Below are 12,458 nucleotides of genomic sequence, written 5' to 3' on the forward strand. Positions count from 1 at the left end.
GATCGCAACATCCAGGTGGACGAGGCCCACCTGTTCAAGAACCGGTGGCGGTCGTCCTTCGGGACGGCCGAGGATCGCAACTCGCACACTGGCACGGCGACGTCATCCGTGAGGAGGTGGCGGTCGTCCTTCGGGACGGCCGAGGATCGCAACTGACTGTCTCCCTGGTACACCCCGATCAGCTGGCCAGTGGCGGTCGCCCTCCGGGGCGGCCGAGGATCGCAACTGCACGTGCATGTAGGCGAAGTCAGGCGCGCCGCCCTGGTGGCGGTCACCCGCCCGGGCGGCCGAGGATCGCAACCACGGCTACGCTGGCACGCCGGGCCTGGCTGAGACCGTGGCCGTCGCCCTTCAAGGCGGCCGAGGATCGCAACCCGACGTTCTGCCGTCTCTCACTCAACATACGAAGTGGCGATCGCCCCCTCTTGGGGCGACCGAGGATCGGAACCAAGTCCCCGATATCGCAAGGATTTTCGGCGTGCCGGTGGCTCTCACCTTAAGGAGCGTCCGGGGCTCGCAACTCCGCCTCCGACGCCGTGACGAGCCGTGTACTGTGGCGAGGCGGTCGCCCCTGCGGGGCGGCCGAGGACCGCAACGCATCACTGAGCCAAACGCCGTCCGGCGGCAGATAGGTGGCGGTCGTCCCCCGGCGGAAGGGGGCGACCGAGGGTGCAACGCCCTGCTTCAGAAGAAGGAGGCCAGCCGATGAGCACGATGGCGGTTGCCTCCGCAGGGCGGCTGAGGATCGCAACACGCTGGACTGCGACTCGCTGACCGCCTCGGCGATGTGGCGGTCGTCCTCCCGGGGGCCGAGGATCGTAACTACGCCCACCTCAAGGGTGGCCAGTCCGCCCCGGAGGTGGCGGTTGCCCCCCGGGGTAGCCGAGGATCGCAGCACCGACCAGATTGTTCGCCTGAATTCCGACCTTCCGCACTGGTGGTTGCTCCCCGGTTCGGCCGAGTATCGCCATGGCGTCTCCTGGTCCTTGGGGCGGCGGCAACGAACAGGTGGCGGTCGCCCCCTTGGGACGACCGAGGATCGCAACCTTCCTATGTGTGGCCCGTGCTCGCCGTGCGTGCCGGTGGCGGTCGCCCTTTCGCGTGGCCGAGGATCGAAAGTCACGCACAAGGGTGAAGCCGGAGGTGAGGTAGGCGTGTGGCGGTCGCCCTCTTGGGCGGCCGAGGATCGCAACCTGTATGCGCGCAACAGCCGCGGCGGTAAGAGCGCCCGTGGCGGTTGCCCCTTGTGGCGGCGGAGGATCGCAACGATCCGTACATGACCCAGAACATCGAAGGGCCCGCGGGTGGCGGTCGCCCTTCGGGACGGCCGAGGATCGCAACTCCGCCGCCATGGAGCCCCGCCCGTTCCACGCCCCTGTGGCGGTCGTCCTTCGGGACGGCCGAGGATCGCAACCGCTCCCGCTTGAACGCCTCGAAGACGTCCGTCGGCAGTGGCGGTCGCCCTCCGGGGCGGCCGAGGATCGCAACAACGCGGGCGCGGGAGCGACCGCGCTGATCCTCCTGTGGCGGTCGCCCTCCGGGGCGGCCGAGGATCGCAACCTCCCAGGTGGTGTCCGCCCACGGGCACACCCGCCGGTGGCGGTCGCCCTCCGGGGCGGCCGAGGATCGCAAACCCGCGTGGAGGGATTCTCACTGAGGCTTTGTCCGCTGCTGACGGTCACAACCGCCTGCTGACCGAAGGGCCACCGAATCCCTTCGGACAGCAGGCGGTCACATTCTGTGGTTGGTGTGGCAGTGGGCCGCCCTGTCGGACCTGCTCGAGATCTGGTGGGCGCCAGCTCGGCTACGCCGCGAGGGGCAGGTCGTCGTCGTCACGGGGGACAGCCCGGAGCTGGCGTGCCTGGGCCCGGTCGAGGGCGGAGGCGAGCGCCCGGACGGCCTGGTCGGCGGAGTCTTTGAGGAGGTGGCCGTAGAGGTTGATGGTGACGGCGATGGTGGAGTGGCGCAGGGTCTTGGAGACGACGGCGATGGGGATGCTTTCGGCGATCATGATGCTTGCGGCGGTGTGGCGGAGGTCGTGAAGGCCGATGCGGGGAAGTCCGAATTCGGTGGTGCGCTTGCGGAGCTGGTCGAGGACCCACTGAGGTCGCAGCGGTGTTCCGCCCGGGCGGGCGAAGACCAGCCCGTCCAGCCGGCCGTCCGGGTGGGCGTTCATCTGGATCGCGGCCTGGCGATGGAGGGCAGCCATGACTCTGGGGGAGAGGCTGATCCAGGCCCTACTGGCTTCGGTCTTGGGCTCGCGGAGGTGGATCTTCCCGTTGTCGATGGCGGCCAGGGTCCAGCGGACGTAGAGCTTGCGGTCCATGAGGTGGACGTCGGACCAGTGCAGGGCGAGGATCTCGCCGCGGCGCATGCCGGTGCCGAGCATGACCTCGAACAGGTCGGTCAGCTGGTCCGCGTACTGCTCGGCGCCGTGCTGCAGGAAGGTGGCTGCCTGCTCGGGGGTCCAGCAGGTGCGCTCGGCGGCGCGGGGCTTGGGCGGCACGGAGTGCTTGGCGGGGTTGTAGCGCAGCCCCCAGGTCCGCACCGCGTGGTTGAGGGCGTTGCGCAGGGTGGAGACGATCCGGTAGAGGGTGACCTTGCCGCGCTTGGCCTTGCGCTGGGCGGCGATCCAGCGCGCGATGTGCTTGGGACGCAGGTCGGGGAGACGGTAGTTGCCGAAGGCGGGGATCAGGTCCCGCTCCACGCACGCCTCGTAGCCGGCGTACGTGTTCGGCGCGAGCTCCTCCTTCTTCACCTCCAGCCACTGTCGCAGGAAGCTCGCCACCGTGACGCGCCGGTCCTCGTACACCCCGCGCAGCTCACCGTCCAGCACCGCCCTCATCTCGCGGGCCGCCTCGGCTCGGCTGGCGAACCCACCGCGCCGGCGGGTCTTTCGCTTCCCGTCCTCGGGGGCCAGGTCGACGCAGTACGTCCACGACCCGTGACCCGCCTCCTCCAACAACCGCACACACCACGGACCCAACTGCCTCCCGTGCCCGTCCGAACAACCACACCGCCGGTACACCCGACCACGCTGCGCACGCTGTCCCATGAGCTTCCCCTTCTCTCGGACTGGGTGGTGCCTCTGGGCGAGGAGATCCAGTTCGACTGGGTGGAGCTCCCGGGGTTGGAGTCGTCCTCGCGGGACGACCGGGTCGGCCTCCTCGCGTACCCGTGGTTCGGAGAGCTCGGCCAGCCGCGTGCTGCGGTCCCGGAGGATGTCCTCGTTGACGATCCATTCGATCCGGTGCCGGCCAGCCGTGTTCTCCGGGGCGCCGCGCCACAGTGCCACGGCGCTGCCGATGGGTGTGTGGACCCGGGTCCTTCAGGCAGGGCGGTGCGGTGGTCAGTTCGGTCGGGTGGCCGTCAAGGGTTGTGTTGAACTCCTCGATGGTGTCCTGCTGTTCGGTTTCTGGCAGGGTGCGGATGTCGGTGGCGGTCAGCAGAGTGCTGTCCAGGATGAGGGCGCCGTACTGGGCGATCAGCGCCGGGAGGGGCTGCTCGCCGGGCGCGTCCCGGGCCAGGGCGTCGTCGTCGCCGTTCCAGCGGCTTCGAGTGCGGCGGCGCGCAGGATCTGGTCCGGGGCCAGCATGGGGGAGGGCATGGGCAGCACCGTAACCGCCCCCGGAGCGGCCCGGGGCGGACCGGGGTGTTCCGTCTCCGCCCGGATCCGGTCGCTGATCAGGATGTTGTAGTCGGTGCCGAGCGCGACCACGAACAGGACCAGGGGCAGGGCGACGCCTGGCTTGCCCATCGCGTGCTGGAACAGCAGGGCTGCCGCGCCGGGGGTGGCCGCGAAGCCGAGGCCGACCGAGAGCATCAGGACCACTGGTGCGAGCAGGCTGCGCAGCAGCAGGAGGAGGATCACCCCGATGAGTGCGGCCGCCACGGGGAAGACCAACCGCAGGTCGCGGTCGACGGCGGCGCGGATCGGTCCGGAGACCAGGTCACGGGCCTGCTGGGACTGCGAGTCCGCGGTGAGGAACAGGTCGATCCTGGCGGCCTGCCGGTCCTCGCTCAGGACCGGTGGGCGCCCTGGCGGCGGCGGGCGGTGCGGCCGGACCGAGGGCGGGCCGCACCGGGTACGGTCTGATCGGAATGCGCGAACGCGTCGCGCTGCACGGCGGCAGCCTGGCGGCAGGCGGTGTGGACGGTGGTGGCTTCCGGGTGGTGGCCAGCCTGCCGGTGGCGCCGGTCGACGGTGAGGAACGGCCCGGATGACGGAAACCCCGGAGCGGATCAGGGTACTGATCGCGGACGACCAGCCGCTGGTGCGGCGGGGCCTGGCCCTGATCCTGTCCCCGACCCGGCGTTCGACGTGGTCGCTGAGGCCGACGACGGGCAGCGGGCGGTCGACCTCGCGCACCGGCACCGACCCGACGTCGTGGTGATGGACATCCGGATGCCAGTGCTCGACGGGGTCCAGGCGACTGAGCGGCTCACCCGGGAACTGCCCGGGTGCCGGGTCCACGGGGGAGCGGGGCCGGTTGCCCCGAACCGCCCCGAGCCGCGAGGCCGTCCGGTGCCCGGCCCCGCGCGCGCGGGAGCCGGCCCGAGGGGTGGGTCAGCGGCAGAGGGCTGCGTCCAGGGCGGCCGCCATGTGCTGTGCGCCGTCCTCGAACGGGACGGTGGTGACCGTGATGCTGGCGGCGCGGCCGTCGTCGGTGACGCCGCCGCGGGAGCGGTAGCCGCGGGCGGTGCCACCGTGGCCCCAGGCCAGGCCGCCGCAGGAGAGCGGCTTGCTCTGCAGGCCCAGACCGTAGCGGACACCCGGGCCCAGGAGTTCGGCGGGGACGGTGGTGCGCATCTGGGCGAGCTGCGCCGGGGGCAGGAGCCGGCCGCCGAGGAGTGCGGTGAAGAACGAGTTGAGGTCGGTGTTGGTGGAGACGATCGCCCCGGCCGCCCAGGCGATCGAGGAGTCCATGTCGGTGAAGTCGACCAGGGGCGCGTCCGGCGAGCTGCGGAAGTAGCCCTTGGGGTGGGCCTCGTGGATCGTGGTGTCGCCGGGAGTGGGGAAGTAGGTGTGGCGCAGGCCGATGCGGTCGATGACGCGCTTGGTGATCTCCTCGCCGACGGGCCGTCCGGTGACCTTCTGGATGATCAGTCCGGCGACCAGGTAGTTGGTGTTGCTGTACTCCCAGCTGGTTCCCGAGGGGAAGCGGGCCTTCTGGGCGAGGGCGCCGTCGAGGAGGTCGCGGGGCTCGAAGTAGCGGAACTGCAGGGCGGTTTCGTCCGAGAGGGCCGGGGCTTCCAGGTAGTCGGGCAGGCCGCTGGTGTGCTGGAGCAGCTGGCGGACGGTGATGTGGCGTCCGTCGATGCCGTCGCCGCGCAGCAGGCCGGGGAGGTAGGTGTCGACGGGCTCGTCGAGGCCGATCTTTCCTTCGGCGACGAGTTGGAGGACGACGACGGCGGTGAAGGTCTTGGTGTTGCTGCCGGCGCGTACCTGTCCGTCGACGGGGGGCTTGGCCCCGGTGGCGAGGTCGCCGACGCCGGCGGTGTAGGTGCGGGTGCGGCCGTCGCGGTCCTTGACGGAGGCCAGTGCGGCGGGCAGGCCGTCGTCCTTCACCAGCGCGTTCAGGCTCTGCTGGACGCTGTCCGGCCTGCCGCCCGCGAATGCCGCGGTCGGTGCCAGCGCCCCGGCCGCCACGACACCGGCGGCCACGGCGGTCACGACCGCCACCGCCCGGTGCCGGCCGCCCCGGCGGGAACGTTGGACGCGGCTGTGCGGTGTGTGCTCGTTCACGGAGGAACTCCTCTGCTGAAGGGGGAATTGCCGGGCTGGGCGGGTTCCGCGCGCCGAGGCGTGCCGGGGCGCGCGGAACCCGTTGGTGGTGCCCGTGCGGATCGCGGATGCTCAGGCCGGACCGGGGAGGGTCCGCGGGGTCAGCGGCACAGGGCCGCGTCCACCGTGGCCTTGACGTGCTGCTCGGCCTCGTCGCCCGGGATCGCGGTCACCGCGATGCCGGCGGCGCGGCCGTCGTCGGTGGCGCCCCCGGCGGTGTAGTAGCCCGGGATGGTCCCGCCGTGGCCCCAGTACACGCCGCCGCACGACAGCGGATGGCTCACCAGGCCCAGCCCGTAGCGGACGCCGGGAGCCACCTCGTCGGCGGGGACGGTGGTGCGCATCTGGGCGAGCTGCGCCGGGGGTAGGAGCCGGCCGCCGAGGAGCGCGGTGTAGAAGCGGGTGATGTCGCCGGGGGTGGAGACGACAGCGCCTGCCGCCCAACCCCAGGACGGGTCCAGCTCCGTGTAGTCGCGGAGCGAGCCGTCGGCTTCCCGGTTGTAGCCCTTGGGGTGGGCCTCGTGGATGGTGGTGTCGCCGGGGGTCGGGAAGTAGGTGTGGCGCAGACCGATGCGGTCGACGACGCGCCGGTTGACCTCCTCGCCGAGCGGCCGCCCGGTGATCTTCTGGATGATCAGGCCGGCCAGCAGGTAGTTGGTGTTGCTGTACTCCCAGCGCGTACCTGGGGCGAAGTGGGCTTTCCGGGCCAGGGCCGCGTCGAGGAGCTCGCGCGGTTCGTAGTACCGGTTCGGGCTGGTGAGGATGGAGTCCTTGTCCACGTACTCGGGCAGGCCGCTGGTGTGCTGGAGCAGTTGGTGGACGGTGATGTTGCGTCCGTCGATGCCGTCGCCGCGCAGCAGCCCCGGCAGGTAGGTCTCGACGGGCTCGTCGAGGCCGATCTTTCCCTCGGCGACGAGCTGGAGGACGACGACGGCGGTGAAGGTCTTGGTGTTGCTGCCGATCCGCACCTGCCCGTCGACGGGGGGCTTGGCCCCGGTGGCGACGTCGCCGACGCCCGCGGTGTACGTGCGGGTGCGGCCGTCACGGCCCTTCACGGAGGCCAGCGCGGCGGGCAGGCCGTCGTCCTTCACCAGCGCGTTCAGGCTCTGCTGGACGCCGTCCGGCTTGCTGCCCGCGAACGCCGCGCTCGGTGCCAGCGCCCCGGCCACCACGACACCGGCGGCCACGGCGGTCACGGCCGCCACCGCCCGGTGCCGGCCGCCCCGGCGGGAACGTTGGACGCGGCTGTGCGGTGCGTTCTCGTACACGGAGGAACCCCTCTGGATGGATCGTTCCGGTGATTTCCGGCCTTGGTCAAGAGGACCATTCAGAGGTGGGGGAGTTCGTCCGCACCCAGGACGAGACCGAACCTGGGAGTCGGCTCCGGGAGATGACCCCGGGCAGGACCGTGCTCCTGGCCCAGGGCGGGGGCAGGACCACCCGCCATGCCCGCGGGCCAGAGCATCTGCCGGTCGGCCGACACCATCTGCGAGCCCCGCGCCCTGCTCGCCGTCTCCGGACTTGCCGCTGGGGGTCAAGGGCCCCTTGGCCGGCACCGGGCTGCCCGTGGCTGGTTCCGTCGGTCGGTGTGCGGTCTACTGCCTGCCGGAGCGGGGCCTCGGGAAGCGGCGGGTGGCACGGGCGGAGACCAGGGCCAGTGTGCCGAGGCCGACCAGCAGGGTCGAGGGCGGTGTCGCCGCGTTGAAGGAGTCCGAGGCCGTGACGGTGACGCCTGCGGTGGTGGTGGCGGTGACCGGGGAGGTGTCGGTCTCCTGGGTGCCGGCGGAAATGCGGACAGGGACCGGTGCCGGGTGGCGCCGGTCCCTGTCGGGCCGCGGGGGTGGGGTGGGTCAGTAGGAGTCGGGGGTGTGCTGCCGCGGCGGGTGGGTGTCCCTGGGGGTGAAGGCGGTGGCCCAGGGGGTGGTGACGGTCTCCAGGACGCCGGGGGCCGGGGCCGGCTGTGGGGCGGGCTGCGGGGGGAGGGGTTCGGCGGCGCGGAGCTGGTCGATGCTCCTGGTCATGCCCGTCTTGAGGCGGGGCGTCAGGGGCTTCTCGATGAGCCGGTGGACCAGCCAGGAGGCGACGAGCATGCCGGTGATGACGATGGCGACCGCCGTCCAGGGCTTGGTGCCGTGGTCGTAGAGGGCGCGCAGGGCGGTCCAGCCCATGGCCTCGTGGAGGAGGTAGAGGGGGTAGGTGAGGGCGCCGGCGAAGGTGAGCCAGCGCCACTGGATCCGGGAGCCCCAGCCCATGGCCACCGCGGTGATCACGAGGTAGGAGAGGGTGGTCAGCAGGACGGCGGGCCAGGTCGGCAGCTCGGGCCGGCCCAGGACGGTGTTCACGTCGTGCTGGTGCTGGATGGTGTAGAGCACCGAGAGGATCCAGCTGATCCCGACGATGCCGAAGAGCATGAGGTTGGGACCGTACCGGTGGACCAAATAGAGCGCGAGGCCGGCGACGAAGAACGAGGAGACGTCCGACATCGCGAAGAACTCCAGGACCGGCCACTTGGTGCTCGCCGAGACGATGCCGGCGACCGTCCAGATCGAGCAGAAGGCCACGATCCGCCGGTAGGTCACGCCCTGCCAGACCACGATGGCGAACAGCAGGTAGAAACGCAGCTCGGCCCAGAGCGTCCAGTAGACGGCGTCGACGTTCGGGATCCCCAGACCCACGTGGAACATGGTGAGGTTGGCGAGGACCTGCTCCGAGGGGAGCGGCTGGCGCACGAGCGGCCACATCGTCACGACCGCGGTGGTGAGCAGGACGGCGAACCAGTACGCGGGGTAGAGCCGGATGACCCGGGAGCGGACGAAGTCGCCCACCGGACGGCCCCAGCTGCTCATGCAGATCACGAAGCCGCTGATCACGAAGAACAGGCAGATGCCCGTCCAGAGGTACGCGGCGGGCGCGGAGGCGCGGTGGAACACCTGCTCGGCCGGCTTGCCCCAGGCGCTGATCTCGGGCTTGGTACCGCCGCCGTAGCCGATGTAGTGGTGGAAGACCACCATCAGCGCGGCCAGGATGCGCAGGCCGTCCAGGACGGCGAGACGGCCGCCCTTGGCGGACTTGCGGCGGCCCGAGGAACCTGGTCGTTGCCGGGGGAAAATGCTCACGGCTGACGATAACGCACGCCCTGTAAGCCGCTTGCAGACCCCTGTGCATGACAGGGCAGGGCGGCGACGGGCTGCGGCAGGGCGTTTTCCCGTGGTCGAGGCACGTGCTGGGAGGGGTGGGGCCGCCTCCGGGGGCGGTCGGTGCGGTCGGGGAGGGGGCGGGGACCGACGGTGCGGTCGGGGGCGGGGCAGGGACGCGACGGGTCGGGGACGGACGGTGCGGTCGGGGACGGCCGGCCCTCGGGAGTTCCTGACGCGCGCGCCCTGGCGCGGGAGTGGACCACCACCCCGCACCAGGACGCACGACGGACCGGCGCGCGGAGGGCGCGCCGGTCGGAGGACGCCGGCCGGAGCGCGTCGGTCAGAGCGTGCCGGTGATCGTGGTGCCGGTGTGGTTGCCCGGGATGGCGGTGAGGTCGAGGTTCTCGGGGGCGGCCCAGGTGCCGTCGTTGTGGCGGGCGGTGAGCAGGACCTTGTTGTCCGTGGTGGCGATGGCGAACACGGCGTCGGTGTCGACGGGCGCGGCGCTGATGCTGGTGCCCGTGACGTTGCCGATGACGCCGCCGAGGGAGGTCACGGGCTGCCAGGTGTGGTTGAGGTAGCGCATGGTGTGGTACTGGCCGTCGCTCGCGATGAGGGCGAGGTTGAGGTCGTTGCCCTGGCGGGAGACGGCGACGCCGCTCACCGGGCCGGTGCTGCCCGCGGCCTCGGAGACCGCCCCCCAGGTGCCCCAGTTGCCGGAGCCGGTGCGCAGGGTGTGGTAGACCTTTCCGCCGGCCACGGCCGCGATGTGCAGTTCGGGTCCGGCGTCCCCGGACGCTCCGGCGGCGGAGATGGCGGTGATGCCGTTGAGCGGGCCGGTGACGTCGGTGACCACGTTGAACGAGGTCCACTGGCCGGCGCCGTTGCGGATGGAGTGGTAGAGGGTGCCGTTGGCGACCACGACCACGTGCAGGTTGTCGCTGATGGAGGCGATGGAGACCTGGGTGATGCCGCTGAGGTCCGTGAGGGCGACGTTGAGGTCGGCGAAGGTCTGCTTCCAGCCGCCGTCGAGGTTGCGGATGGCGTAGTGGAGGTGCCCGTCGCCGCCCAGGGCGATGATGTGGGTGTCGGCGTTGATGCCGGCCGAGGCGACGGCGCGCACCCCGCCGATGTTGCCGGCCGTGGCCTGGACGTCCTCGTACGGGGTCCAGGTGCCGTCGTAGAGACGGCTGGCGAAGTAGAGGTTGGCGTCGCTGCGCACCAGGGCCTGGGTCTTCCAGCCCAGGGACTTCGCCCGGGTCTGCTGCACCCAGCCGGCGACGTTGTCGACGCGGGTGTTGTAGGCGCCGGTGCGGGTCTCGGTGGCGGGCACGCCCAGGCAGCCACCCTGCCAGGAGCGGGAGGCGACGGCGACCAGCTCGGCCCTGCCGCCCGTCTCGCGGATCACGGGGGCGCCGGTGTCGCCCTTGCAGATCGCCGCGCCGCCCGTACCGGTGGTGCCGATGCCGGTCGCGCTCACCGTGTCGAGCGAGAAGGCGCCGGTGTGGAGCTTGAGCGGAGCCCACTCGTCCTTGGTCCGGCCGTACGCGGGCACGCGCAGCGTCTGCCCGGCGGTCGGCGCGGCGGTGGAGACCGCCAGCGGGGCGATGCCGTCCACGGGCGTGGCCAGCCGGGCCATGACGAGGTCACGGCCGGCGTACGGCACCAGCTCGGACACCTCGGCGGTCCTGCCGCCCGTGGTGGTCAGGTCGGTGCGGCCGACGGTCGCGACGGTCTTCCACTTCGGCGCGCCGGCCGCCAGGGCCTGCGGCTGCGCCGGGTCGTCGGAGAAGCACGACGCGGCGGTCAGCACCCAGTTGCGGTCGACCAGCGCACCGGTGCAGGCGCGCAGGGTGTCGCCGATCGCCAGGCGCGCGGTGAAGGCGTAGGACCCGTCGGCGGCCGCGTTGCCGACCACGGCGCCGGCCGGGGGCGTGGCGAGGGTCGTCAGGGCTCCGGCGGCGAGGACGGCGGTCAGCGCGCCCGCCCGCAGGTTGCGGGACGAGGAGTTGCGAGGCATGAGTGGGCTCCCGAACGTGAGAGGTGGTGATGCGGGTGGTGGTGGTCAGCCGGTGACGGTCAGCTCGACGAGGGCGGCCGAGTCGCCGCCGGTGCCTACGCCGACTCCCTGGAAGCCGTTCGTGGGGACGTCGACGGTCTGGGTGGAGGTGCCGACGGTGAGGCCGGCGCGGACCGCGCGGCCGCCGCTGGTCTGCACGAAGAAGACGTCGGGCAGCTGCAGGGAGAGAGATCCCGTCGTGCCGGTGACGGTGAAGCAGATCTGGTTGTCCGGGTTGCCCGGGGCCAGGGTCCCGATCTGGATCTGGGACTTCGAGCAGTCGGCGGCGAGCATGATGTGGCCGTCGCCGCGCAGCAGCTTCACCTTGGTGATGGCGGCGGCGCCGGGGTAGGAGAAGTCCTCGACGGCCGGCGGTGCGGCGGAGTTGTCGGCGGGGGTGGTGTCGGCGGCGGCGATCGCGGAGGCGCCGCCGAGGGCCGCGGCGGTCACCGCGGCGGTGGCCAGCCACCGGCGGGCGGTCCTCCGGGTGCGGGAGGGGTTGTCTGTCACCTGGGGCTCCATCGGGAAGGGGGGCGGGGAGCGGGGGCGGCGCGGGTCAGCCGGTGACGCGCAGTTCGAGCAGGGTGGTGGGCTTGCCGTTGCCGCTGCCACTGCCGATCCCGACGGGGACGGCGGTGCCCTTGGCGATGTCGACGCTCTGGGAGACGCCCTCGCTGGTGAGCTTGGCGTTGACCGAGTAGTCGTCGGTGCGGATCCGGAACACGTTGGGGACCTCGACGGCGAGGTAGCCGGTGGTGCCGGTGGCGCGGAAGCAGATCTGGTTGCCCTTGTCGTTGGGCAGGTCCCAGCTGAGCACGCTGATCTGGTCGTCGACGGTGCAGTCGGACAGCACGATGTGGCCGTCGCCGCGCAGCAGCTTCACGTTCGGGTACGGGGCGGGGCCGGGGTGGATGAAGTCCTCGACGGCCACCGGCGCGGCTGAGTTGTCCGCCGGGGTGCCGTCGGCGGACGCGATCGCCGTGACGCCGAGCGTGGCGGCCGCGGCGACGGCGCCGCCAACGAGCCAGCGGGACATGCGCTTTGCCATGACTAATCCTCTTCGTTCATCTCGCGTTGCCCTGATGGGCAGATCCGCGGAATCGGGTGACCGGCCTGAATGGTGGGCGAACCAACCGAGCATGGCGCGACGTCATTGTCGGTGCGAATGACACGAATTGACTGCGCCACAGATGTCGGAGCCGCAGGCGGAATCCGGTCCATCGAACCAGACGGGCCGGTGCCCGGACAACCGCTTTCGGGGACTGGCCAGGCAAGATGTCACGCTTTCGAGGTCATTGGGTGCTTGTTGGCGATGCGGTTGTATTTGCTTGGCTATGCTCGCCGTCGGGTGTTTCATTGCGCTCGCTTTGCCCGGCAACTCCCAGAATTCGTGGACGCTCTGATGTGACGTCATTTATCGTGGCTCCGCCCCGGCCGGGATACGGCCGACGTCGACAGTGGAGGTTTCCCGTGCGCC

Annotated in this window: 9 protein-coding genes and 1 pseudogene; 2 read left to right on the plus strand and 8 right to left on the minus strand. The window is 71.5% G+C overall.

What is annotated here, in order from left to right:
- Positions 1–1,804: 1,804 nt before the first annotated feature.
- On the minus strand, positions 1,805–2,962 hold the full coding sequence (locus ACFVVA_RS28120; protein WP_387693610.1) for a tyrosine-type recombinase/integrase: 1,158 nt from the start codon (positions 2,960–2,962) through the stop codon (positions 1,805–1,807).
- Positions 2,963–3,484: 522 nt separating this feature from the next.
- On the minus strand, positions 3,485–4,144 hold the full coding sequence (locus ACFVVA_RS28125) for an MMPL family transporter (RefSeq protein WP_387693641.1): 660 nt from the start codon (positions 4,142–4,144) through the stop codon (positions 3,485–3,487).
- On the opposite strand from ACFVVA_RS28125, the gene ACFVVA_RS28130 reads away from it, so the two are divergent.
- Positions 4,102–4,224, plus strand: coding sequence for a hypothetical protein (locus tag ACFVVA_RS28130; RefSeq protein WP_387693644.1), 123 nt, complete (start codon positions 4,102–4,104; stop codon positions 4,222–4,224). The genes ACFVVA_RS28125 and ACFVVA_RS28130 overlap by 43 nt on opposite strands.
- Positions 4,221–4,471, plus strand: a pseudogene (locus ACFVVA_RS28135) (response regulator transcription factor); the annotation flags it as partial. The gene ACFVVA_RS28130 and the pseudogene ACFVVA_RS28135, both read left to right, overlap by 4 nt.
- Positions 4,472–4,567: 96 nt before the next feature.
- Here the strand turns inward: ACFVVA_RS28135 and ACFVVA_RS28140 are convergent.
- The 6 genes from ACFVVA_RS28140 to ACFVVA_RS28165 all read right to left on the minus strand — a co-directional run bounded on the left by ACFVVA_RS28140 (position 4,568) and on the right by ACFVVA_RS28165 (position 12,029).
- Complete coding sequence (locus tag ACFVVA_RS28140; protein WP_387693611.1) at positions 4,568–5,746, minus strand: serine hydrolase domain-containing protein; 1,179 nt, start codon at positions 5,744–5,746, stop codon at positions 4,568–4,570.
- Positions 5,747–5,886: 140 nt separating this feature from the next.
- Positions 5,887–6,990, minus strand: coding sequence for a serine hydrolase domain-containing protein (locus ACFVVA_RS28145; RefSeq protein ID WP_387693642.1), 1,104 nt, complete (start codon positions 6,988–6,990; stop codon positions 5,887–5,889).
- 645 nt (positions 6,991–7,635) lie between these two features.
- Positions 7,636–8,901 carry an acyltransferase family protein gene (locus ACFVVA_RS28150; RefSeq protein WP_387693612.1) on the minus strand — a complete coding sequence of 422 codons (1,266 nt, stop codon included), beginning with the start codon at positions 8,899–8,901 and terminating at the stop codon, positions 7,636–7,638.
- Positions 8,902–9,262: 361 nt separating this feature from the next.
- Positions 9,263–10,942, minus strand: coding sequence for a S1 family peptidase (locus ACFVVA_RS28155; RefSeq protein WP_387693613.1), 1,680 nt, complete (start codon positions 10,940–10,942; stop codon positions 9,263–9,265).
- A 45-nt stretch (positions 10,943–10,987) separates the two neighbouring features.
- Positions 10,988–11,491, minus strand: coding sequence for a hypothetical protein (locus tag ACFVVA_RS28160; protein ID WP_387693614.1), 504 nt, complete (start codon positions 11,489–11,491; stop codon positions 10,988–10,990).
- 46 nt (positions 11,492–11,537) lie between these two features.
- Positions 11,538–12,029: a hypothetical protein gene (locus tag ACFVVA_RS28165; protein WP_387693615.1), complete on the minus strand. Its 492-nt coding sequence runs from the start codon at positions 12,027–12,029 to the stop codon at positions 11,538–11,540.
- Positions 12,030–12,458 lie beyond the last annotated feature (429 nt).

The organism is Kitasatospora sp. NPDC058048, from assembly GCF_042885555.1.
GTDB classification, from domain to species: Bacteria; Actinomycetota; Actinomycetes; order Streptomycetales; family Streptomycetaceae; genus Kitasatospora; species Kitasatospora lactacystinica.

What these genes read in the sequence shown, in the direction of transcription:
- ACFVVA_RS28130 (WP_387693644.1), top strand. Translation starts at nt 4,102, where the DNA reads ATGCGCGAACGCGTCGCGCTGCACGGCGGCAGCCTGGCGGCAGGCGGT.
- ACFVVA_RS28155 (WP_387693613.1), bottom strand. Translation starts at nt 10,942, where the DNA reads ATGCCTCGCAACTCCTCGTCCCGCAACCTGCGGGCGGGCGCGCTGACC.
- ACFVVA_RS28165 (WP_387693615.1), bottom strand. Translation starts at nt 12,029, where the DNA reads ATGGCAAAGCGCATGTCCCGCTGGCTCGTTGGCGGCGCCGTCGCCGCG.